19 protein-coding genes are annotated in these 23126 nt (G+C 35.9%); all 19 read left to right on the top strand.

Annotation, left to right across the window (positions count from 1 at the left end; all coding sequences use genetic code 11):
- Nucleotides 1–29: 29 nt before the first annotated feature.
- The 19 genes from ABZR88_RS12800 (at nucleotide 30) to ABZR88_RS12710 (ending at nucleotide 23125) form a co-directional block, all read left to right on the top strand.
- Nucleotides 30–1088: a lipopolysaccharide biosynthesis protein gene (locus ABZR88_RS12800; RefSeq protein ID WP_107826957.1), complete on the top strand. Its 1059-nt coding sequence runs from the start codon at nucleotides 30–32 to the stop codon at nucleotides 1086–1088.
- Nucleotides 1089–1151: 63 nt separating this feature from the next.
- Nucleotides 1152–2255, top strand: a complete 1104-nt coding sequence (gene glf / locus ABZR88_RS12795) for a UDP-galactopyranose mutase (RefSeq protein ID WP_107826958.1) — start codon at nucleotides 1152–1154, stop codon at nucleotides 2253–2255.
- A complete protein-coding gene (locus ABZR88_RS12790) occupies nucleotides 2252–3208 on the top strand; it encodes a glycosyltransferase (protein ID WP_107826959.1) in 957 nt (318 codons plus the stop codon). The genes glf and ABZR88_RS12790 overlap by 4 nt, the downstream gene beginning before the upstream one ends.
- A gap of 65 nt (nucleotides 3209–3273) precedes the next feature.
- Nucleotides 3274–4719, top strand: a complete 1446-nt coding sequence (locus ABZR88_RS12785) for a flippase (protein ID WP_107826960.1) — start codon at nucleotides 3274–3276, stop codon at nucleotides 4717–4719.
- A 1272-nt stretch (nucleotides 4720–5991) separates the two neighbouring features.
- The gene (locus tag ABZR88_RS12780; RefSeq protein WP_146166467.1) at nucleotides 5992–7167 is read left to right on the top strand and encodes a glycosyltransferase family 4 protein; all 1176 of its coding nucleotides are present in this window, start codon (nucleotides 5992–5994) and stop codon (nucleotides 7165–7167) included.
- A complete protein-coding gene (locus ABZR88_RS12775; protein WP_107826963.1) occupies nucleotides 7161–8201 on the top strand; it encodes a glycosyltransferase in 1041 nt (346 codons plus the stop codon). The genes ABZR88_RS12780 and ABZR88_RS12775 overlap by 7 nt, the downstream gene beginning before the upstream one ends.
- Nucleotides 8194–9234 (top strand): polysaccharide biosynthesis protein, encoded by a 1041-nt coding sequence (locus ABZR88_RS12770; RefSeq protein ID WP_107826964.1) that lies wholly within the window; start codon nucleotides 8194–8196, stop codon nucleotides 9232–9234. The genes ABZR88_RS12775 and ABZR88_RS12770 overlap by 8 nt, the downstream gene beginning before the upstream one ends.
- Before the next feature lie 76 nt (nucleotides 9235–9310).
- Nucleotides 9311–10432 carry an NAD-dependent epimerase/dehydratase family protein gene (locus ABZR88_RS12765; protein ID WP_107826965.1) on the top strand — a complete coding sequence of 374 codons (1122 nt, stop codon included), beginning with the start codon at nucleotides 9311–9313 and terminating at the stop codon, nucleotides 10430–10432.
- Nucleotides 10433–10456: 24 nt separating this feature from the next.
- The gene (gene wecB / locus ABZR88_RS12760) at nucleotides 10457–11599 is read left to right on the top strand and encodes a non-hydrolyzing UDP-N-acetylglucosamine 2-epimerase (RefSeq protein WP_107826966.1); all 1143 of its coding nucleotides are present in this window, start codon (nucleotides 10457–10459) and stop codon (nucleotides 11597–11599) included.
- A gap of 3 nt (nucleotides 11600–11602) precedes the next feature.
- Nucleotides 11603–12811: a glycosyltransferase family 4 protein gene (locus ABZR88_RS12755; RefSeq protein WP_107826967.1), complete on the top strand. Its 1209-nt coding sequence runs from the start codon at nucleotides 11603–11605 to the stop codon at nucleotides 12809–12811.
- Entirely contained in the window at nucleotides 12804–13415 is a 612-nt protein-coding gene (locus ABZR88_RS12750; RefSeq protein ID WP_107826968.1) for a sugar transferase, read from the top strand. The genes ABZR88_RS12755 and ABZR88_RS12750 overlap by 8 nt, the downstream gene beginning before the upstream one ends.
- A complete protein-coding gene (locus ABZR88_RS12745) occupies nucleotides 13408–14376 on the top strand; it encodes an ATP-grasp domain-containing protein (protein ID WP_107827127.1) in 969 nt (322 codons plus the stop codon). The genes ABZR88_RS12750 and ABZR88_RS12745 overlap by 8 nt, the downstream gene beginning before the upstream one ends.
- Nucleotides 14366–15010 carry an HAD family hydrolase gene (locus ABZR88_RS12740; RefSeq protein WP_107826969.1) on the top strand — a complete coding sequence of 215 codons (645 nt, stop codon included), beginning with the start codon at nucleotides 14366–14368 and terminating at the stop codon, nucleotides 15008–15010. Before ABZR88_RS12745 ends, ABZR88_RS12740 begins: the two co-directional genes overlap by 11 nt.
- Entirely contained in the window at nucleotides 15007–16146 is a 1140-nt protein-coding gene (locus tag ABZR88_RS12735) for a DegT/DnrJ/EryC1/StrS aminotransferase family protein (RefSeq protein WP_107826970.1), read from the top strand. Before ABZR88_RS12740 ends, ABZR88_RS12735 begins: the two co-directional genes overlap by 4 nt.
- Nucleotides 16147–16229: 83 nt before the next feature.
- Nucleotides 16230–17831 (top strand): hypothetical protein, encoded by a 1602-nt coding sequence (locus ABZR88_RS12730; protein WP_107826971.1) that lies wholly within the window; start codon nucleotides 16230–16232, stop codon nucleotides 17829–17831.
- A gap of 95 nt (nucleotides 17832–17926) precedes the next feature.
- On the top strand, nucleotides 17927–19885 hold the full coding sequence (locus ABZR88_RS12725; protein ID WP_107826972.1) for a nucleoside-diphosphate sugar epimerase/dehydratase: 1959 nt from the start codon (nucleotides 17927–17929) through the stop codon (nucleotides 19883–19885).
- A gap of 155 nt (nucleotides 19886–20040) precedes the next feature.
- Nucleotides 20041–20997, top strand: coding sequence for a D-glycero-beta-D-manno-heptose-7-phosphate kinase (gene rfaE1, locus ABZR88_RS12720; protein ID WP_107826973.1), 957 nt, complete (start codon nucleotides 20041–20043; stop codon nucleotides 20995–20997).
- A gap of 6 nt (nucleotides 20998–21003) precedes the next feature.
- Entirely contained in the window at nucleotides 21004–21576 is a 573-nt protein-coding gene (locus tag ABZR88_RS12715; RefSeq protein WP_107826974.1) for a D-sedoheptulose 7-phosphate isomerase, read from the top strand.
- 148 nt (nucleotides 21577–21724) lie between these two features.
- Complete coding sequence (locus tag ABZR88_RS12710; protein ID WP_107826975.1) at nucleotides 21725–23125, top strand: undecaprenyl-phosphate glucose phosphotransferase; 1401 nt, start codon at nucleotides 21725–21727, stop codon at nucleotides 23123–23125.
- Nucleotide 23126 lies beyond the last annotated feature (1 nt).

Below are 23126 nucleotides of genomic sequence, written 5' to 3'. Positions count from 1 at the left end.
AGCGTTTTTGAGAAGAATAGGTTTCAGATATGAGCGATGAGCTAACATTAAAAGATATTGTGTTAAAAACGAAATCGTTCAATCGGTTTCTGTTTTCAAAGTGGAAGAATATTGCGTTAGGTAGTGTAATAGGGGGATTGTTGGTTTTAGCGATAGCTTTTATACAAAAACCAACCTATTCTGCTCAACTGACTTTTGCGCTAGCTGATGAAAAAGCTAGCATGGATGGGTTTGGAGCGGCCGCTGGTTTGGCTAGCCAGTTTGGTATTGATTTAGGCGGTGCAAACGGAGGCGGTGCATTTTCTGGAGATAATTTGTTAATACTCATGAAGTCTAGAAACATGCTGGAGAAGTCACTGTTAACAGCTGTTGATCTGAGGGGGAAAAAAGAAACTTTGGCTGATCTGTATATTGATTTTAATGATTTACGTGATAAATGGAAAAATAAGCCAGAATTAAAAGATATCCGATTTCCTGTTAATGCAGATAGAAACACATTTAGCTTAAAGCAAGATAGTTTACTATACACTTTTCAAGATGATATTATTAAGAAAAACCTGACGGTCAATAAAGTAGAAAAAAAATCAAGTATTATAGTTGTTGCCGTAGTTTCTAAAAATGAGTTATTTTCCAAATATTTTACAGAGACTTTAGTCAATATAGTTAGTGCTTTTTATATCGATACTAAAACCAAAAAGGCAAATCAAAACGTCAATATTTTACAACATCAAACGGATTCTGTAAGACATGAATTAAACCTGGCAATAAACGGAGTAGCGTCATCAACAGACCAAAACCCAAATGCTAACCCCATGTTTCAGATACTGCGGACGACAGCCCAACACAAACAGGTTGACGTGCAAGCAAATCAAGCTATATTATCAGAGCTAGTAAAAAATCTGGAGGTTTCAAAGGTATTATTAAGAAAAGAAACTCCATTAATACAAATTATAGACAAGCCAATTTTACCGTTAGAAAAAAATAAGCCAAGTAAATTTAAATATTTTCTAATCGGTCTTTTTGTTGGAGGATTGTTAATGATAGTAAACTTAGTTTTGCGCAGCGTTTATATGAAAATAATGCGGTAAATATTTGGTCAAGTAATTGACTTCTTTTCGTATCAAAAAATAGTAGAGTTTATACATTTCGTAATGTTCGATTATCTTATAGTAGGTGCTGGGTTTTCCGGAGCTGTTCTTGCAGAACGCATAGCCAATGAATTAAATAAAAAAGTAATTATAGTTGATAAAAGGAATCACATTGGTGGAAACGCTTATGATTATTATAATGAATATGGAATATTAGTTCATAAATACGGCCCTCATTGGTTTCATACCAACGAAAAAAAAGTGTTTGACTATTTATCCCAGTTTACTGAGTGGCGTTATCATTATCATATTGTAAAAACATATGTTGATGGTTCTTTATTGCCAATACCGATAAATATGGACACTATAAATGAGTTATATGGGATGAATTTGACCTCTCCTAAAGAGGTTCAGGCCTATTTTGACAGTGTCAAATTGGACATTAAAGTTCCACAAAATTCTGAAGAATCTGTTTTAAGTCAGGTTGGTGAAGATCTATATAATAAGTTCTTCAAAAACTATACTTTAAAACAATGGGAAATTCATCCCAAGGATTTAGCTGCGTCTGTTACGGCACGTATTCCTACGCGTGTAAATAGAGATAATAGATATTTTACCGATAAGTATCAATGTATGCCAAAACATGGCTACACAGCAATGTTTAACAATATATTGAATAATCCGAATATTTCAATTTTATTGAACACGGATTATAAGAACATAATCAATGAGATACCGTATAAAACAATGATTTATACGGGAGCAATTGATAGTTTTTTTGATTATAAATTTGGGAAGCTTCCGTATAGAACATTAAGATTTGAGCATGAGACTTTAGAAAAAACTTTCGTACAGCCTGTTCAACAGATAAATTACCCGAATGATTATGATTTTACACGGATTGTAGAGTGGAAGCACGCTACAGGTCAGCAAAGTAATATGACTACTATAACACGGGAGTTTTCTGAGTTAGCTACAGATTCCTCTGAAAAATATTATCCAATTCCTAGAGAAGATAACCAGCGCCTTTTTGAGAAATATAGAGATGAGGCGGATAAATTAGAATCGGTGATATTTTGCGGTCGTCTGGCTGATTACAAATATTATAACATGGATCAAGTAGTAGCCCGAGCTTTGATGATTTTTGATAAGAAAATTAAAGCATGAAAATAGCGGCAACTGTTGTAACGTTTAATCGTCTTGATAAATTGATGGAATGTATAACAGCAATCCGGTCACAGTCTGTCAGGCCAGACATGATCGTTGTTGTTAACAATTCAAGCACCGATAATACTCTTAATTGGCTTAACGAACAAAGAGATATACATACGTTTACTCAAGCTAATTTAGGAAGTGGAGGGGGGCAACATGCAGCTATGAAAATAGCTTGTGAGTTAGGGTGCGACTGGGTTTGGAGTATGGACGATGATGGTGCTCCGCATAAGCATGCGTTAAAATATCTTATAGAGGCAACTACTGTTAAACCAGATGCTAAGGTATTTAATTCTATTGTTTTAGATACTTGTGATAAAGATACAATTGCCTTTGCATATCGATGGAAAGGCAACATGTATAAAGGAGCTGCCGGAGAACTACATACAAGCTATAATCGCTTACTTTCAAAAGTGTCAGAAGACTGGATATTAGAGGGTAATCCTCAATTCTTTAATTCCACATTTATAAACAAAGAAGTTATTAGTCAAATAGGTTTGCCTTTAACAGAGTTGTTTATTAGAGGCGATGAGATAGAGTTTATATATAGGGTACAACAAGCCGGATTTGAAACATATACTGTTTTAAAGAGCATTATGTATCATCCTCATCCCCCTGAAAAGAATTTCATGTTTTTAGGAAGAAGTATAAACTATGAGGAGGTTAACAGTTTTAAAAGATATTATTCTGTTAGAAATGCTATCATAAGCACAAAATTCTACTTAAAAAAATCTACCCTTACTGTTTTTAAAATTTTTCTTCGTGAATTGGTAATTATTATTTGTACATCAAAGAAGAATCAACTCAGAGAAAATCTTACAGTTTTAATGAAAGCCACAAGAAACGCTGGCAGATTTGATATAAAAAGCGAAATTTTGAAATCACAGTTACGTATTGAAAAGGTTTAGGCTTTATTTTAGCGCTTAATATAATAATTTCAGATTTGGAGGATGGGCAATTTTAATAACAACGTATGTTAAAGAAGAATCTGTTTTTTAATATTTTGCTATCGGCAAGCCAGTTCTTATTTCCTCTAATTAGCTTTCCATACGTTTCTCGAATATTGGGACCTTCTGGTATTGGGACAGTAAATTTTATTGATAGTTTTACCCAATATTTTATACTTTTTGCTGCTCTGGGTATTCCATATTATGGTGTTAGAGAAATTGCGAAAGTCAAAGATGATCCCTCTGAACTTGATAAGATATTTAGTCAGATATTAATAATTCATGTCACGTCAACAATCCTTTTTAGTATTATTTACTTAGGGGCGGCGTTAATAATACCATCATTAAACGAGAAATTACATCTGGTTTTGATTGGTATTTTAATAATGTTTTTCAATATACTCTCGTTAGAATGGTTTTTTCAAGCCATAGGAAACTTTTCTTACATAACGATAAGGACAATAATCATTAAGTCAGTCTCCTTATTGTTGTTATTTTTATGTTTTAAGAAAGGGGCCAGTCCAACTCTTTATTATCTTCTCACAGCCAGTGTATTTGTTTTTAATGGCATATCAAACTTATTATTTATTAAAGGCAAGTTTAAGTTTATATTTAATACAAAGGACATAAAAAAACATTTTAAGCCACTTGTAATAATATTAAGCTCAACGTTAGCTATTAGCGTATATGTGCTGTTTGATAATGTGATTTTAGGATTTATGAAAGACACCACAACGGTGGGTATTTATTCAACTGCGGTTAGAATTGTCAAGATCCCTCTGGTATTTGTGGGCGCTATAAGTACTATAATTATACCACAAATAAGCAAAGCATATAATGAACAACAACAGGAAGTACTGAAAAGCTTAATCCAAAAATCATATACGTTTATTTGTGTAGTGAGTATTCCAATGTGTGTGGGCCTATACATCAGCTCTGAGTTTTTGATTTATACTTTTGCCGGGAAACAATTTATTGATTCGATAATGGTACTTAAGCTTTTATGTCCAATAGTGTTCATTATTGGGCTGAGCAATCTATTCGGGATACAATTATTGACCCCAGCAGGGAAAGAAAAGTATTTGCTTAAAGCTGTCATTATTGGTATGATTTGTAGCTTTGCTTTAAACCTGTTGCTGATTCCGTCGCTGTCTTTTATTGGCTCTTGTATTGCAAATATTGTAGCCGAAATAGCGGTAACTCTCTCCGCTTATATTTATGCCAAAAAGTTTTTTGATTTTTCAATGGATTTTAAGACACCGCTGCTTTCTTTAATAGTGGCCTTACTTTTCATTCCAATATCGTTTGTTATACGAGAGCTGCATTTACAATATATAACTAAAGAATGCTTAGTAATAGCGATAAATGCTATTTTCTATGTAATGACGCTAGCGATTGTGTCGAAGAACGTTTTTATAAAAAGCGTTGTTGGTCTCACTATGAAAAAACTGCGATTAGTAGCTGGAGAATAATTGTATACGTTAATCAGTAATGTTGTGGATTGAGATTTATAAAGATGATAACTGAAAATTCTAACAAATTTGTTGTCAACATAAAAAAGGAAAGTCTCTACAACATCATTCCATATATACTCTTTGTACTGGTTTTTCTTTTCATAATAGCCGTTTTTCCGAACTTCACGGCAACAAAGAATGGATTCCAATACACGTTGTTCGATTCTTCTATGTTTTATGATGTGGCCACAACATCATCAATAAGTGATTTATATAACGATGTTCAGTTTGAGTTTATAGCGTATAAAGCTTATCCTATATTTCTGATAAGTTTTGTGGACTTTTTGAAGTTATTTACTCCTTTGCCTGAATATAGCTGGTTGCTATGTAGTAACTTAATCCTGGTATTTATTGTTAATAAAATCTATACCCGGGTACTGAAGTTTGATAATCCAATTAAGATTCTCATCATCTTTATTTGCTTAATAGAGCCATCTTTTTTAGGCTTTTCTTTAACCATAGAACGGGAGATCTTTTGTTCTATGATTTTAGGGTTGGTATGTTTCGTTTTGTTAAAAGATAACAGTGTTTTTAAGTGGTTTCTTTTTCTAATACTGGCATTTGTTGTGCTCAATTTAAGACTTGAATTATTGTTGATTATCATATTGGCAATATCTTTATACTATACGGTAAAATGGCTTCAATCTATTAAGCCCAAATACAAGAGGTTTTTTTTCGCTATTTTGATAACCACCGTAATAGCATCAGTTTTAAGCTATTTGTTCATTGCTTTTAATACATATTATACAGAATTTATGGCCTTGCAATTGTCAGATTCTGACACTTCTGGCATGGGTGGGGTTATTCTTGGCTTGCCTTTACCTCTGCGCCTAACCATTTATTCGGTACTATATTGTTTTCTGCCTTTTCCAGCCTATGGGATTTTTTATACAGATGTGATATTTCCGTACGAGATTTTTATGTCGGTGTCAGGCATAACTTATCTGTTTTTTTGGATATACATATTTGTAAACAGAACTTACATAAAAGGGCGGCTTAAAATCATTCTGTACATTTGCCTTTTAGGGCACATTATATTGGGAGGAACTTTATTTAATTATAGGCATAGGATTGATTTAATTGTGCCATTGTTAGTATTGATACTAAGTATAGTAAGTTATAAAATAAATATTGAAAAGGTTTCACTTCGAACTATAGTGAAAGGCGTTTTAAAAGTTTTTTTGGTCGCATTTTCAATAATCGCTGCTATCAACTTAGTATTATTCATTATTGCAAAATAGTTATCAAATGTCTTGTATTACTAGTAACTCACGCCTGGTTTTTTTTACCTATCATGATTTTGAAAGTCACCATGTTACCGGGGGAACCAGACGGCTGCTTGAATTAATAAGATCTTTTAGTGATAAAGGAGCGCATGTAACGATATTTTGCCCAAAATCAAAAGTGATTGAGGAAATTCCGAATGTAAATCACATCCCTTTAAAATACAAGAAGAACGGATTTTTGCCAGCTGGGCTTGTAAACTTTATAATCAATTATTTTTTTGTAAAAAAACAATTGAAACAGCTTGATTATGATTGGTCTGTAGCGGTAGACGTTCCTTATGCAATTCAGCTAAAATATCTGGGATTTAGAAAAATCTGTTTTATAGTGTGGCAAGATTTTATTGGTTATCGCTCATTTGAAGGAGACTCACTCAAAAATGGATTTATAAATAATCTCAGATTGAAGACATTAACCAGAATTGAAAAGATTGTCCTGCAATCTGTTTCAAAAATTAATATTCAATGTCAGTATGATTTAGATGTTTTAAAGGGCAGGCATCCTATGCTTTCTAGTCAGATTATTAAAAAGGCATTTCTTATCCCTAATAATGTAAATACATCCTGGCTACAGAAAGAAACTCAAACAGAGAGCAGTATGACTAAGGATGCTCATTGCTCTGGTTTTACAATAATGTTTATTGGTAATGTTTCTGATACCAGAAAAGGCTTACATATATTGCTTGAGGCATATGCCGGTACCGAACTGTTAAACACCTGCAAACTGCATATTATTGGTGGAGGCGATTTGCTCCCATATTACAAGAAGAAATATAGCAAATTCAAAAATATAACGTTTGAGGGATCCAATCCATCGCCGTTGTCATTTTTAAAAGCTGCTAACTTACTCGTTGTGCCATCACTAGCTGATTCCTTTCCTAACACAATACTTGAAGCTTTATATCTAAATATACCTGTTATCGGCTCGAATAAAGGTGGTATTCCAGAGGCATTGAAATATGAGGAACTCATATTTGAATTAAATGCAGAGGCCTTGCAAAAGAAAATAGTATCGTTACTAGACAAAAAGAACTATTTGGAGATTGCGGAGATATGCAAAAAAAGAAAAGAAGAATTAACCTTTGATTGGGGGAAAGATATGCTTAACGGAATTATATGTTGAAAAAGAAAAAAGTGTTGTTCTTTTCATCTGTTAAAGATGTGCAGTTATTCAAAGTGACAGGTTTCTATGTAGAAGATATACAGGTCCTTAAAGATGGCGGATTTGAAGTTATTACTACCAATAAAATTAGTGACTTTTTGAAGTTCTGGACTTACGATGTTGCGTTTTTATACTTCTACAAAATCTCATTAATCCCTGCATTTTTGGCGCGTTTTGCTTTAAAAAAGGTGATTTTTACGGGGGGGATCGACGAGTTTGGTGAAATGGAAATCACTGTTAAGAAAAGAAATATTTTCAAGGCATTGTTTAAGTTGAATTACATGCTATCAAACGTTTGTAACGTTGTGTCAAAAAATGATTTGGAAAATGTGAGTCATATATTGGGGGAGTTCCCTAAGCAGGGTGTTAATAAATTGTCTTATTTTCCTCATAGTATAGATACCGATATTTACAACACAAGTGCCATTTTCAATAAAGAGGACTTTATAACGAGTATTTGTTGGATGGCCACGGTAGCTAACGTCAAAAGAAAGGGGTTGGACACTTCTGTCGAATTATTTAGTGAAATCAAAAAGAAATATCCAAACTTTAAATTAGTTCTGATAGGAGCCTGGGGCGACGGTAAAAGCTATATTGAAAAGCTTGTCGAAGAAAGAAACTTAAAAAATGATGTTATATTTACTGGGTCAATTAGTGAAAAAAAGAAAATAGAAATACTAGCCAATAGTAAATATTATTTTCAATTATCTACTTACGAAGGATTTGGTATAGCCGTGCTTGAAGCCATGGCTTTAAAGAATTATATATTTCACACAGGTAAGGGCGGATTAAAGGACACAGTAGAGAACAGAGGCTGTATAATAGAACCTAATGTGGGTCCTAGTGTTGCGGTTCAGCTTTTTGACAATTTAGAAAAAGATTACGATATAAATAACCCTCTTCTTGAAAGTAATAGACAACATATTTTAACACGATTTTCCCGAAAGTCGCGTTCGGATTACTTTAAAGAAATTATTTCCAACTTCTATGTTTAACAATAAAATTCTTTTGATTACTGGTGGAACCGGTTCGTTTGGTAACGCTGTTTTAAATCGGTTTCTGCAAACAGACCACTTTCGTGAAATTCGCATATTTAGCCGCGATGAAAAAAAGCAGGATGATATGCGTAATCGTCTCAAAAATGAGAAATTGAAGTTTTACATAGGGGATGTACGTGATTACGCGAGCATTGAAAAAGCAATGCGTGGAGTAGATTATGTTTTTCATGCTGCCGCCTTAAAGCAAGTTCCGTCTTGCGAGTTTTTTCCAATTGAAGCAACCAAAACCAATGTTCTTGGTACTCAAAATGTAATCGATGCTGCCGTTGCAAACAAAGTTGCAAAGGTAATTTGCTTAAGTACAGACAAAGCTGCTTATCCAATTAACGCAATGGGCATATCTAAGGCATTAATGGAAAAAGTAGCAATTGCAGCCTCAAGAAATGTAATTGATAATAATACCACAATTTGCCTTACAAGGTATGGCAATGTAATGGCATCAAGAGGGTCTGTGATTCCTTTGTTTTTAAGACAAATTAAAGAAAATGCGGCTATCACAATAACAGATCCTAAGATGACAAGATTTTTAATGTCGTTGGATGATGCGGTTGAGCTAGTGCTCTTTGCTTTTGAGCATGGTAAACAAGGCGACCTTTTTGTAAATAAAGCTCCCGCTGGTACCATAAATGATCTTGCCATGGCGTTAAAGAAGATCTGTAATGCAGATACTGAGATTAAAGTAATTGGTACCCGGCACGGAGAAAAACTTTACGAGACGCTTTGCACCAGAGAGGAAATGGCAAAAGCTGAAGATATGGGTGAGTTTTACAGGATACCTGCCGATAATAGAAACCTCAATTATAACCAATACTTTTCAGAAGGCGAAGTGGATGTATCCTCAGTACAAGATTATCATTCGCATAATACAACACAGCTTGGGGTTGAAGGAATGATTAACTTATTATCCAAGTTACCATTAATTAAAAAAGAGGTTTTTGGCGATACAAGTGCTGCGCACCATATCGAGTAATATTCATCAGTACTTAGCAAATTGTCGTGCTTTATGAAGATTACGGCAATTATACTATTTAGCTATTTATCTATTTATGAAAATTAAAGTTGGAATAACCGGGCAAGAAGGTTTTGTTGGGCAACATTTGTATAACAGCTTAGGGCTATTTCCCGATAAATTTGAACGCGTAGGCTACGATATTACCTATTTTTCTGACGAGCAATTGTTGAATGACTTTGTTGGAAAATGCGATGTAATTGTTCATTTAGCGGCGCTTAATAGGCATAATGATCCCCAGGTAATATATGACACCAATATACAGCTGGTTAAAAAATTAATAGACGCTCTAAAAAACACCCAGAGTAAAGCGCATGTGCTGTTTTCATCCTCATCTCAAGAAGAGCGAGATAATTTGTACGGAAAAAGCAAATTACATGGACGGGAACTATTAATAGATTGGGCCCGAGAGTCTGGCGGGAAATTTAGCGGTTTGGTGATTCCCAATGTATTTGGTCCATTTGGTAGCCCATATTATAACTCGTTTATAGCCACATTTTCACATCAGCTAACCCACAACGAGCAACCGAAGATAGATGTAGACGGAACGGTGAAATTGATATATGTGAGTGATCTTGTGAAGCTGATAATTGATGAAATAAGTCGTAATGAAGGTAATCATCAGCTCCAGATACCACACACTGATGAACAAAAGGTATCCGAAATATTGTCATTGCTGGAGGGTTTCAAGGACTTATATTTCAAAGATGGCATTATCCCAGAGCTTAAATCAAAGTTTGAACTGAATTTGTTTAACACCTTTAGGTGTTACATGGATATTGAGAATCACAATCCGGTCAAGTTGAAGAAAAACACTGATGCGAGAGGATCTTTTGTAGAAATTATAAAGCTAAACATTGGCGGGCAGGTGTCATTTTCCACAACAGTACCAGGTATTACAAGAGGCAACCATTTCCATACGCGGAAAATTGAAAGATTTGCGGTTATAAAGGGTAAAGCACTAATACAATTAAGAAGAGTAGGTACTGACGAAGTGTTTGACTTTTATCTTGACGGTGAAGAACCGGCTTACGTAGATATGCCTATATGGTACACGCATAACATAAAAAACATAGGCGACGATGTTTTATATACCAATTTCTGGATAAATGAATTCTTTGATCCAGAGGATGCAGATACATATATGGAAACTGTTTAATAACTTCTTTACACCAAATACTAAATGAAACAGAAATTAAAAGTAATGACGGTTGTGGGCACAAGACCGGAAATAATTCGCTTGGCCCGTGTTATGGCCGCGTTAGATAATTCTGAAGCAATAGATCATGTAATAGTTCACACTGGCCAAAATTATGATTATGAACTGAATCAGATATTTTTTGATGATATGAAGATTCGGAAGCCCGACTTTTTTCTAAACGCGGCAGGTAAAACGGGAACTGAAACAGTAGGTCAAATACTTATTAAAATAGATCCGTTGCTTGAAGAACATCAGCCGGATGCTTTTTTGGTATTAGGAGACACAAACTCATGTCTGTGCGCCATACCAGCAAAAAAAAGACACATTCCTATCTTTCATATGGAGGCAGGCAACAGATGTTTTGATCAGCGTGTTCCAGAAGAAACCAATCGTAAGATAGTTGATCATGTGTCTGACATCAATCTAACCTATAGCGATATTGCCCGTGAGTATTTATTGAAAGAAGGGTTACCTGCTGATCGTATTATAAAAACGGGTTCACCAATGTTTGAGGTTTTGAACCACTATTTGCCCGAAATAAAGGCATCAAACATTTTAAATAAACTCAATATAGAGGCCCGGAAATATTTCGTGGTGTCCTCCCACCGCGAAGAAAACATTAATAGTGAAAAGAATTTTAACGGACTTATTGATAGCCTGAATCTGATTGCTGAAAAATATGGTTTTCCAATTATCGTCAGTACACATCCGCGCACACGTAAAATGATTGACGCTAAAAACGTTAAAGTAAGGCCAGAAGTACAGTTTTTGAAACCATTAGGCTTTAATGATTATAACGCACTACAGAAAGATGCATTTGCGGTATTATCAGATAGCGGAACCATTTCTGAAGAATCGTCGATTTTAAATTTCCCGGCACTTAATATTCGTGATGCGCACGAAAGGCCGGAGGCCATGGAAGAAGCCTCGGTGATGATGGTAGGATTAAATCCGGAGCGTATTTTACAAGGATTGAACCAACTTCAATATCAACAGATTGGTGAGAATAGGAACTTTAGACAAGTTGCTGATTATTCTATGCCTAATGTTTCTGAAAAAATGGTTCGTATAATTATTAGTTATACAGATTATATAAAAAGAGTAGTTTGGAGCGAAAATAATTAATTAATGAATATACTGTTTTTGACGCTTGTAAAAATAAATGATGTTGCCGAAAGAAACATTTATACAGATCTGATTCGTGTATTTAGCAATAACGGACATCAGGTTTGTATAGTTAGCCCGGTTGAAAGAAGATATAAAAAACCTACGGCTGTTTTTACTTCGGGAAACGTTAGAATTTTAAATGTTAAAACTTTAAATATCCAGAAAACTAATTTTTTGGAGAAAGGGATTGGGACATTACTGGTTGAGAAACAATTTGAAAAAGCTATAAAAAAGCATTATAGCCAAATTAAATTCGACCTTGTCCTGTATTCTACTCCGCCAATTACTTTTACCAATGTGGTTAAGTTTATAAAAAACAGGGATAAGGCCGTTTCATATCTATTGCTTAAAGACATCTTTCCGCAAAATGCAGTTGATCTAGATATGATAAAAAAAGATGGCATCCTGCATCGTTTTTTTAAACAGAAAGAGAAGCAATTGTATGACATATCAGATTATATCGGTTGTATGTCGCCTGCAAATGTCCGGTTTATAACAGATCATAATGCCGTTGATCCAAAAAAGATTGAAGTTAACCCCAATAGCATAGAGCCGCTGGAGATTAATGTTTCGGACGAAGAAAAAAAACATATTAAGGCTGATTATAACATCCCTCTGGACGCAGTTACTTTTATATATGGCGGTAATTTAGGCAAACCTCAGGGCATAGATTTTTTAATAAACGTATTAAAGACAAATGCCGGACGTAAGGGGCTGTTTTTTGTAATAATAGGACAAGGTACCGAATATCCTAAACTTCATGCCTGGGTAACAAGCAATAAGGCTGATAATGTTTTGTTATTGCAGAGTCTTCCTAAAAAAGATTATGACGTATTGCTATCATCATGCGATGTTGGGCTAATTTTTCTTGATAAAAGATTTACGATACCTAATTTCCCCTCTCGCTTGTTGTCTTACCTTGAAAATAAAATGCCGGTGCTGGCCGCTACAGACAGTAATACAGACGTTGGAGAAGTCATAACAGAAAATAACATAGGTATTTGGTGTCTAAGTGGAAATATAGATGAGTTTAATGAAGCTCTGTTATATTTGCAGATAAATTCGGCAGCTAGGCACACCATGGGCACTAACGGTTATGATTTCATGCTGAAAAACTATTTGGTGGAGCAGTCTTATCAAACTATTATGAAGCATTTAAAAAATGTATAAAAAAATTTTTAAACGTTTTATTGATATAATATTGTCGTTAATTGGAATACTTATTTTGTCGCCTGTTATAGTAAGTGTTGCAGTGTTTTTATTTATCGCTAATAAAGGAAAGGTGTTTTTTATACAAGCCAGACCTGGGTTAAATTCGCGGATATTTAAAATAATCAAGTTTAAAACAATGAATGATAACCGGAATAAAAACGGCGAGTTGTTATCTGATGATGAGCGGTTAACCACTGTAGGGAAAATTGTCAGAAAGTTATCATTGGATGAAATATTACAGCTAATTAATGTTTTAAAAGGAGACATGAGTCTTATTGGTCCAAGGCCATTGCTGCCAAGTTACCTCCCTTTATACAATGAAGAGCAGAGTCGTCGTCACGATGTAAAGCCAGGCATAACAGGGTGGGCGCAAATTAATGGACGTAATGCTATTAGTTGGAGCGAAAAATTTAAGCTGGACGTTTGGTATGTAGAAAATCTTTCCTTTTGGCTTGATGTGAAAATCTTTTTCTTTACTATAAAAAAGGTGTTTATAAGCGAAGGTATATCTCAAGAGGGGCAGGCAACAATGGGTGTTTTTGAAGGAAATGGTCATGAGTAATATATTAATCACCTCGGCAGGTCAAAGGGTTTCTTTGGTGCGTGCATTTAAAAAAGAGTTAGCAAAAATTAACCCAAATGCAAAGGTATATACCGTTGATCTTAATCCCATTTTAGCCCCTGCATGTCATGTAGCAGACGGCTATAAGAATGTACCAAGAGTAACCGAGCCAGGTTACATAACTGAACTATTAAGAATTTGTATTGAATGGGGGGTTAAAATAATCATTCCAACAATTGATACAGAACTTGTTGTTTTGTCAGAAAATAGACACCGTTTCCTTGATGCGGGGATTTCCGTTGTAATTTCCGAAGCGGAGTTTGTGAGAAAGTGTAGGGATAAACGAATAACGAATGATTTTTTCCTGACAAATAATATAGAAGTTCCAAAGGCAATCGATAAGAACAAACCAAGCTTTCCGTTGTTTATAAAGCCTTACGATGGAAGTTTAAGTGCCGATACTTTTCTGATAAAGAGTAAGGATGAGTTAACAAGCTATCACTATTCAAATCCCAAGTTGATGTTTATGGAGTACATAGATCCTAATCAATTTGAAGAATTTACGGTGGACTGCTTTTACGATGACATTGGCTATCTGAAATGTAGCGTGCCCCGAAAACGAATATTTGTTCGTAGTGGAGAAGTAAGTAAGGGGGTTACCAGAAAGAATATTATAGTTGAGTATTTAAAAGAGAACCTATCATATATAGAAGGTGCTCGCGGATGTTTAACTATGCAGTTTTTCTATAATCCATCAACTCATAGATTAATTGGTATCGAAATAAATCCGCGTTTTGGGGGAGGGTATCCTTTAAGCTATTTGGCAGGTGCAAATTTTCCTAAATGGATTATAGAGGAGTATGTATTAGGTCTATCGCCCACCTATTTTGCAGAATGGGAAACAGATTTATTGATGCTAAGGTACGATGACGAGGTTATAGTGCATAGTTATGAAATATAACAAAGTAGTTGTATTTGATTTGGATGATACTTTGTACAACGAAGTTGATTATCTGAAGTCTGCATATTATGAAATAGCCCAATATGTAGATGCAAATGAATTTGGTCTTTCCGATGAAATGTTTCAAAACTATACGAATGGAAGTAATGTGTTTAAATTACTTATAGGGAAATATCCAGCTTTCGCAATGGACGATTTGCTGTATAAGTACAGAAATCATCTGCCATCGATTTTGCCCCGTGAAGGTGCCTTGGAGTTATTGCTTAAATTGAAACAAGAAAAAACCATCCTTGGACTAATTACCGATGGGCGGTCTGTAAGCCAGCGCAACAAGTTAAATGCCCTAAATATTACTCATTTTTTCGACGATATAATTATATCAGAAGAATTTGGATCAGAGAAACCGTGTATTGCTAATTACATGTTTTTTGAAAAATATAGCGCAGATGAGTACTATTATATAGCCGATAACGTAAAAAAAGATTTTATAGGACCTAACAATTTAAAATGGTCTACAATTTGCATAATGGATAACGGTAAGCATATCCATAAGCAACAATTTAATTTAGAACAAGTTTTTTTGCCAAAGCATCAGATAACAAAGCTATCTGATGCTTATAATATTATTAAATGAAGTCAAAAAAGATATGGCTATCAAGCCCGCATATGGGCGTTGCCGAGCAACAATTTGTTAATGAAGCGTTTGAAACTAATTGGATAGCGCCATTAGGGCCTCATGTTGATGGATTTGAAAAAGATCTATCTACATTCTTGGGAGGTGATGAACATGTAGCAGCTTTAAGTTCTGGCACCGGAGCATTGCATTTGGCGCTTGTTATGCTGAATGTTGGTCCAGGTGACGAGGTAATATGCCAAAGTATGACATTTTCGGCATCAGCAAATCCAATAAAATACATAGGCGCTACACCTGTTTTTGTTGATAGTGAAGCCGATACTTGGAATATGGATCCTAATTATTTAGAGGATGCCATTCTGCATCGAATTGCCGCAGGTAAAAAACCGAAGGCAATTATTGTAGTGCATTTGTATGGCATGCCTGCAAAGATGAAAGAAATAATTTCAATAGCCGAACGCTATGAAATACCTCTTATTGAAGATGCAGCGGAGGCGTTGGGATCGCATATTGATGGTAAAATGTGCGGCACTATGGGGGTAATGAGTATATTTTCATTTAACGGAAATAAGATCATTACTACCTCTGGCGGGGGCGCGTTGGTATCTCCAAACAAACAGTATATAACTAAATGCAAGTTTTTGGCCACCCAGGCCCGAGACGATGCCCCTCATTATCAGCATTCACATGTTGGTTATAATTACCGAATGAGCAATATTAGTGCCGGTATAGGTCGTGGTCAAATGCAAGTACTACCTGAACGTGTAAGTAAACGACGCGAAATATTTGATCATTATGTAAGTCTTTTTGGCGATTTGCCAGGGATTCATTTTTTGAAAGAACCAGAAGGCTTTTTTAGTAATCGCTGGCTATCTACCTTAACTATTGACCCCAGCAACGGTATTAATGTTACCCGTGAGATTCTGAGGCATGCATTTCTGGAAGATAATATTGAATCGCGCCCATTATGGAAGCCAATGCATATGCAACCTGTCTTTAAAAATTGTTTGTTTTTTGGAAACCATTTGTCGGATAAGTTGTTTGAAAACGGATTGTGTTTACCTTCTGGTTCTAATTTGACCGACGACGAATTAGAGCGAGTTTTCAAAATAATGAATTCAATATTGGTGTCATAATCGACATTTTTATTTAATGGCTAAAACCTTTTAGTTTAGGTCTAGTCTAAGATAGGCTACGCAGCCTTCATTTAACTTTATCTATGAAGTATTCTTTACATCATACTTTCCTATTCATTTGTCTGTTATTTTGTTCAGCTTTTGCAAAAGCACAGTCGCAACCTATTCCTCTAAGTAACGATATCAACAATCGCATAGAGAAAAGTATCTACTTTTCGGGTAATGAAAGGAGCCACACTAGTATGCGGCCGTTTATAGTAGGGGATTTAATTGATTCGGCTCAATACGATTCCTTATTATCACCTGTAAAGTCAAAAGATTGGCAAACAAGAAGTTGGCTTGGCCGGAAGATTTTTACAGAGCATCTGGTAGAGGTGCATAGAAGTGACTTTGAACTAGATGCTGATTTTCTTCCAACATTGACGGTAGGTAAAGAAGGAAGCCGATCATTATATCTTAATACTCGTGGATTTCAAGTTGAGGGTGTTGTCGGCACAAAGAAGCTTTTCTCATTTAGTACTTATTTGTACGAAAATCAGGCAAAATTTGCCAATTACATCACCGATTTTGTCAACCTGAACCAGGTTGCGCCTGGCCAGGCACCCCTGCATAATACTACAATTCATAACACATTTGACTACGCATATTCAGGAGGAACGCTATCATTTACACCATCTAAGTATTTAAATATACAGATGGGATATGATAAAAATTTTATTGGAGATGGTTACCGTTCTCTTTTGCTTTCTGACAACGCGGTCAGCTACCCATTTATTAAACTAACAGCAACAATCGGCCCACTTCGGTATATGGCCATGTATGCTCAATTTACCGATGACTATGGTCTTATAAATAACGATAACACGCCTTTCCCTAAAAAGAATGGTATATTTCATTATCTAAGTTGGAATATTAATAAAAATTTGAATTTAGGGCTATTTGAAAATGTAATGTGGGAGCCTGGGCAAATAAGTTTTAGCTATTTAAATCCCATTATATTTGCGCATACTGTTGATACTAACAACGGTTCGCCAGGTAAGTCATTAGTAGGATTTACTGGAAGTTATAAGTTCCTTAATCATTATGTATTATATGGCCAGTTGGCAATAAATGAATTTACCTTAAAAGAAGTGTTTGCTGGTACAGGTTATTGGGCAAATAAACAAGGTGGTCAATTAGGGTTGAAATACCTGGATGCATTTAACATAGTCGGGCTAAATTTGCAAACTGAATATAATGCTGTGCGTCCTTACACCTATTCTGCCGACAGAGAGATTAAAAATTACGGGCAGTTTAATCAATCTTTAGCGCATCCTTATGGAGCTAATTTTAGAGAGTATTTAATGATCGCCAATTATAATGTTAAAAGATTTTCTATACATGGGCAAGGCGGGGTTAGTGTGTATGGCCTGGATCCTGCTGGTTTAAACTACGGAAAGAATATTTACCTTTCTTATAAAGATAGGGTTGCCGATTATGGAAATTATATAGGGCAAGGTTTAAAGACACATTTGTATTATTTTAACTCAAGTGTGTCTTATTTATTGAATCCTAAAAATAATTTAAGTATTGAGTTAGGATATACTTACAGGCGCGAAAATGGTGCGACATCTACACCTTACAATGCATCAATTTTATCGTTCGGAATTAGAAGTTCGTTTAGAAATTTATACTATGATTTCTAGAAATATATTAAAAATGGCATTGTCTATTTATGATTAATTGCCAAATTTTAAAAATTTCATAGTACTTTTGTCGATGTCTACTTAAATCTAATGCTATGTTGAATAGAATGAATGTTGCGCCAAGGTGGATAATTTTTTTTCTCGATATAATTTTTTGTGCTGTTTCTCTAATATTGGCACACTTAATTAGTAATAATTTTGAGATTGTGCACCTAACCTATTCCGCGCAAAAAAACGTTCTTATTACTTTTCTTATTATAAATACTGTAGTTTTTGGGTTGCTTAAAACATATGCTGGTATTGTACGATTTACCAGCGGACAAGATTCTGTTAGAATATTATTTTCAGTACTGCTAGGTAACATCACTTTCTATCTGATAAGTAATACAGGCTTAATTTTAGATATACAGTTGAACCGCATGGTTCAGGTGTTGACTGTAAATGTGCTTTTCAGTTTTCTATTATTGATTAGCTATAGGCTCGCGGTAAAATACTTATTTGCTTATGTTAATAAGCTAAAACTTAATCAGAAAAAGGTTATCATATTTGGTGCAAACGAAACTGCAATAACCACCAAACGCATACTTGATGAGCAAAATACCGGCTTAAACATGAATGTGATTGCATTTGTCGATGAAGATTCCAAAAAGAGCGGTAAAAAAATTGATAATGTTACTATATACCCTTTAGCTGATATTGAAAAGTTGTTTTCGGGTGAGAAGATTGATGAGTTGATTATTGCAAAAAGTGATATAGACGTAAACATAAAAAATACCATCGTTGATGTTTGTTTGGCACATAATGTTCGGGTGCTTAATATCCCGCCAATAAGCAAATGGATTGGTGGTCACCTTAATCAAAGCCAGTTCCAGAATATTAAAATTGAAGATGTATTGGAGCGTGAACCAATACAGATTAATAATGAATTGATAGATCAGCAAATAAACGGTAAAAGTATTCTGGTAACAGGAGCTGCAGGCTCTATCGGTTCTGAACTGGTAAGACAGATCATTAAATATCAACCGGCGGTAATCATATTAAGTGACATTGCAGAAACCGCACTTCATGAACTGCAACTAGAACTGCAAGACGGTCCTTACGCTGAGGCTAATTTTATTCCCTTTATAGGAGATGTAAGAAACAAGGAGCGAATGACGCTGCTGTTTGAAACTTATAAGCCTAATTATGTTTATCATGCCGCCGCATATAAACACGTACCTATGATGGAAAATAATCCGTGCGAGGCCATTAATACCAATGTATTGGGTACTAAAACAGTTGCAGATTTGGCAATGCGTTATGGCGTTGAAAAATTTGTAATGGTTTCTACAGATAAGGCGGTTAACCCTACCAATGTAATGGGGGCGTCTAAGCGTATTGCAGAAATGTATGTACAATCGTTAATTGATTTCCGCTCAGATGATAATGTGATTATCAATGATGGAATGAGTATTGTTAACGATAAATCAAAAGGAAGAAACCGTACAAAATATATTACTACCCGTTTTGGTAATGTTTTAGGCTCTAACGGTTCTGTAATTCCACGTTTTAAAGATCAAATTAAAAGAGGCGGACCTATTACGGTTACCCACCCGGAAATTACCCGCTACTTTATGACTATTCCTGAAGCCTGCCGCCTGGTGTTAGAGGCCGGATCAATGGGTAGTGGTGGCGAAATTTATTTGTTTGATATGGGCAAATCGGTTAAGATAGTTGATTTGGCCAAAAAGATGATCCGCTTGTCTGGCTTCGTGGTAGATCAGGATATTAAGATCACTTTTACAGGGTTGCGCCCGGGTGAAAAGCTATACGAAGAGCTGTTGAATGATGCTGAGAACACAGTGCCTACCCATCATGAAAAAATCATGATCGCCAAAGTACGTAAACAGTCATACCTGCAAATAAACAAGCACATTAATGAACTGATAAAACTATCCAGTTCATTTAGCGATCATAACGTAGTGCGTAAAATGAAAGAAATTGTACCAGAGTATAAAAGCAATAACTCTATTTTTGAAGAGTTTGATGTTGAAGAGGTACCTGTTGCGTTATAAATCTTTTTAACCTTACTGCGTGTTTCATTCTGACCGGTACAATTTAAACGAAAGTGCGTCAGGAAAACACAGTTCAAATAACGATATTTGCCAAAACAAGTTAAGTGGTTGTAGGATTCTATAATCACTTTTCGTTTTATACTATTATTTAAATAATGCCGCATTATAGCTTCCCAGAAGGTAAGAAAGTAAATATTTGTGTAATTGGTGATATGATGCTTGATCATTATATCAAAGGTTCATGCGATAGAATTTCACCAGAAGCACCCGTTCAGGTTGTTGATGTTACAAATGAAATATACAGCCTTGGCGGTGCGGGCAATGTGGTTGAAAACCTGAAGTCGCTTGGCGCTAATGCCTCCATTATCAGTTTATGTGGTGATGATGAAGCGAGCCAGATTATGGCCACTGAGCTTAAGAATGCACAGCCGGCGTTTTACCACCTGGTAAAAGATTCATCTCGCCGCACAACTATCAAAACCAGGGTCATTGTAAGCAGGCATCAACTGATACGCCTGGATAAAGAAGACAAGCATTATTGTACTGATGAGATAGCTAACGGTATTCTGGATTTTTTTGAAAAGAAAATTTCAGAGATAGACGTATTGATCATCTCTGATTATTGCAAAGGGGTGTTAAGTCCGTATCTGGTAAAAAAGCTGCTAAGCTTGTGCAACCAGCATCAAATAATCAGCATAGTTGACTCAAAGCATAAAGACCTGTCAAAATACTACGGAGCAACTGTAATAAAGCCTAATAAAAAAGAAGCCAGCCTGGCTTCTGGTATAAATATTGTTAATAACGAGACGCTTGAACAAGCCTGCCAGAAGATAGCTGAAATTACCAATTGCCAATCTGTTGTTGTTACTTTGTCTGAAGACGGCATAGCCATCTATCATCATCATCAACTAGACAAAATACCAACCAAAGCAATAGAGGTATTTGATGTAACCGGTGCCGGCGATACCGTAATTGCCGCTCTGAGCTTTGCTTTAGCAAACGGGCTGTCCATTAATGAAGCCTGTAACTTTGCAAACCACGCTGCTGCTGTAGTAGTAGCTAAATTTGGCAGTGCGGTTGCCACGTTAGAAGAGATAAATCAATTAAAATAAGAGGGGATGGATATCCAGAATAGCATATTAACGCAGATGCAGGAACATCAGGAGGTTATAAAAACGGTAAGTTCGCCGGCTTTTGTTGACCAGATAACTGCAGTTTGCGAATTGGTTGCCGACACCTTAAAAAAAGGCAACAAGATATTGCTTTTTGGAAACGGCGGCAGTGCTGCAGACGCGCAGCATATTGCGGCAGAGTTTTCAGGCCGTTTTGTAAAAGAACGCAGAGCCTATCCGGCTATTGCTTTAACTACAGACACTTCTGCGCTTACCGCTATTGGCAATGATTACGGGTTTAATCGCGTATTTTCTCGTCAGGTAGAAGCCCTGGCCGTGCCGGGCGATTTGTTAATAGGTATCTCTACCAGCGGAAATAGCGAAAACGTAGTACGGGCTCTATTAGAAGGTAAGCAGATTGGCTGTAGTTCAGTTGGATTTACCGGGAACAATGGGGGTAAAATGAAAGAGATATGTGATATTGCCCTGGTTGTTGATAGCATGGTAACAGCCCGCATACAGGAAGCACACATTTTAATTGGGCATATTCTTTGTGCTCATGTAGACAGCATCAGCTAAATATTTTACAAATATATTCCTAAAAGGAGCAATGCTTATTTTTGTTCCGGTCTTTATATTGCCTGTCGGCATTATTACCAAATTTTATATTACTTTCGCGTAAAGATTTTAATACCTTACCTCTTTTAGCCTGAATGTTTAGATTGTAATGATTTATAGGTACGCTACTTTTATCAAGGCGATCAACCTTTCTATTGATTATGCTATACTAAATCTTAGCATGGTAATTGCATATCTGATAGTTGACAGATCTTACATCTTTTGGGCAAGTAATAAGAATTATTTGCCTGTAGTACTGGTGCTCAATTTGATATGGCTGTTGGCAGCCAATATTACGGGCTTGTATGAGAGGGTGTTGAATAAAGACTCTATCCGCACTTATCAGAGCGTATTTAAAACTTATTTGCTTTTTATATCGCTCATTTGTTTTACCATCATTATCATCGGCACCAAGAGTTACTTTATTACGCGCGAGTATTTATTCTATTCGCTAGCGTTATTTGGTTTTTTGGTAGGCGTCTGGAAGTTGATATTTCTAACAATCAGGAAAAACGATCGTACATTACTGGTTGATACACGTAATATCATCATTGTGGGCGCAGGTGCCGTTGGGACAGACCTTTATCAGTTTTTTGAAAATAACCCAGACAGGGGCTACACTGTGGCTGGTTTTTTTGATGATGATCCTTCGCGCGTAGCACCCGGTAGCACTTATCTAGGTAGTACAGATGATTGCATCGACTACGTGATTATAAACGAGGTTGATGAAATATATTGTGCGTTACCGGTAGCGCAATCTGAGAAAATAGAGCAATTGATGGTGGATGCCGACAAGCATCTTATCCGTTTTCGCATTATTCCTGAATATTATATTACGCCTAAAAAGGCCATGTTGGTGCAAAACTTTGAGCACATACCGGTAATATCTATCAGGCCAGAACCACTGGAGAGCATGTTTAACCGAATGATTAAGCGGTTATTCGATGTAGCATTTTCTCTTTTTGTTATCATTTTTATATTGAGCTGGCTGTACCCCATACTGGCTATTATTATTAAAATGCAATCTAAAGGCCCTGTATTATTTAAGCAGATGCGCTCAGGCCGGGATAATATGCCTTTTAAATGCCTTAAGTTTAGAAGCATGCGTGTTAATAACGATGCCGATAAAGTGCAGGCCACCCGTAATGATAAGCGTATTACCCGCATCGGTTCATTTATGCGCCGTACCAGTCTTGATGAATTACCCCAGTTTTTCAACGTATTGAGGGGAAACATGTCTATAGTTGGTCCGCGCCCTCACATGATTAGCCATACCGAAGAATACTCCAAACTGATTGACCAGTTTATGGTGCGCCATTTCTTGAAGCCAGGTATCACCGGCTGGGCGCAGGTAAAGGGCCACCGTGGCGAAACCAAGGTTACCGAAGATATGATGAATAGGGTAGAGGCCGACGTTTGGTATCTCGAAAACTGGTCGTTCCTATTAGATCTCAAGATCATCTTCCTTACTGTTTGGAACAGCATCCGTGGCGAAGAAAACGCATTCTGAT

Source organism: Mucilaginibacter yixingensis (assembly GCF_041080815.1).
GTDB classification, from domain to species: domain Bacteria; phylum Bacteroidota; class Bacteroidia; order Sphingobacteriales; family Sphingobacteriaceae; genus Mucilaginibacter; species Mucilaginibacter yixingensis.
The sequence above is the reverse complement of the archived record's forward strand: the minus strand, read 5'-3'. Positions and strand labels throughout refer to the sequence as shown.

Coding starts and splice junctions, on each gene's coding strand:
- ABZR88_RS12800 (WP_107826957.1), top strand. CDS start 30: ATGAGCGATGAGCTAACATTAAAAGATATTGTGTTAAAAACGAAATCG.
- glf (WP_107826958.1), top strand. CDS start 1,152: ATGTTCGATTATCTTATAGTAGGTGCTGGGTTTTCCGGAGCTGTTCTT.
- ABZR88_RS12790 (WP_107826959.1), top strand. CDS start 2,252: ATGAAAATAGCGGCAACTGTTGTAACGTTTAATCGTCTTGATAAATTG.
- ABZR88_RS12785 (WP_107826960.1), top strand. CDS start 3,274: ATGTTAAAGAAGAATCTGTTTTTTAATATTTTGCTATCGGCAAGCCAG.
- ABZR88_RS12775 (WP_107826963.1), top strand. CDS start 7,161: ATGTTGAAAAAGAAAAAAGTGTTGTTCTTTTCATCTGTTAAAGATGTG.
- ABZR88_RS12770 (WP_107826964.1), top strand. CDS start 8,194: ATGTTTAACAATAAAATTCTTTTGATTACTGGTGGAACCGGTTCGTTT.
- ABZR88_RS12765 (WP_107826965.1), top strand. CDS start 9,311: ATGAAAATTAAAGTTGGAATAACCGGGCAAGAAGGTTTTGTTGGGCAA.
- wecB (WP_107826966.1), top strand. CDS start 10,457: ATGAAACAGAAATTAAAAGTAATGACGGTTGTGGGCACAAGACCGGAA.
- ABZR88_RS12755 (WP_107826967.1), top strand. CDS start 11,603: ATGAATATACTGTTTTTGACGCTTGTAAAAATAAATGATGTTGCCGAA.
- ABZR88_RS12750 (WP_107826968.1), top strand. CDS start 12,804: ATGTATAAAAAAATTTTTAAACGTTTTATTGATATAATATTGTCGTTA.
- ABZR88_RS12745 (WP_107827127.1), top strand. CDS start 13,408: ATGAGTAATATATTAATCACCTCGGCAGGTCAAAGGGTTTCTTTGGTG.
- ABZR88_RS12740 (WP_107826969.1), top strand. CDS start 14,366: ATGAAATATAACAAAGTAGTTGTATTTGATTTGGATGATACTTTGTAC.
- ABZR88_RS12735 (WP_107826970.1), top strand. CDS start 15,007: ATGAAGTCAAAAAAGATATGGCTATCAAGCCCGCATATGGGCGTTGCC.
- ABZR88_RS12730 (WP_107826971.1), top strand. CDS start 16,230: ATGAAGTATTCTTTACATCATACTTTCCTATTCATTTGTCTGTTATTT.
- ABZR88_RS12725 (WP_107826972.1), top strand. CDS start 17,927: ATGTTGAATAGAATGAATGTTGCGCCAAGGTGGATAATTTTTTTTCTC.
- rfaE1 (WP_107826973.1), top strand. CDS start 20,041: ATGCCGCATTATAGCTTCCCAGAAGGTAAGAAAGTAAATATTTGTGTA.
- ABZR88_RS12715 (WP_107826974.1), top strand. CDS start 21,004: ATGGATATCCAGAATAGCATATTAACGCAGATGCAGGAACATCAGGAG.
- ABZR88_RS12710 (WP_107826975.1), top strand. CDS start 21,725: ATGATTTATAGGTACGCTACTTTTATCAAGGCGATCAACCTTTCTATT.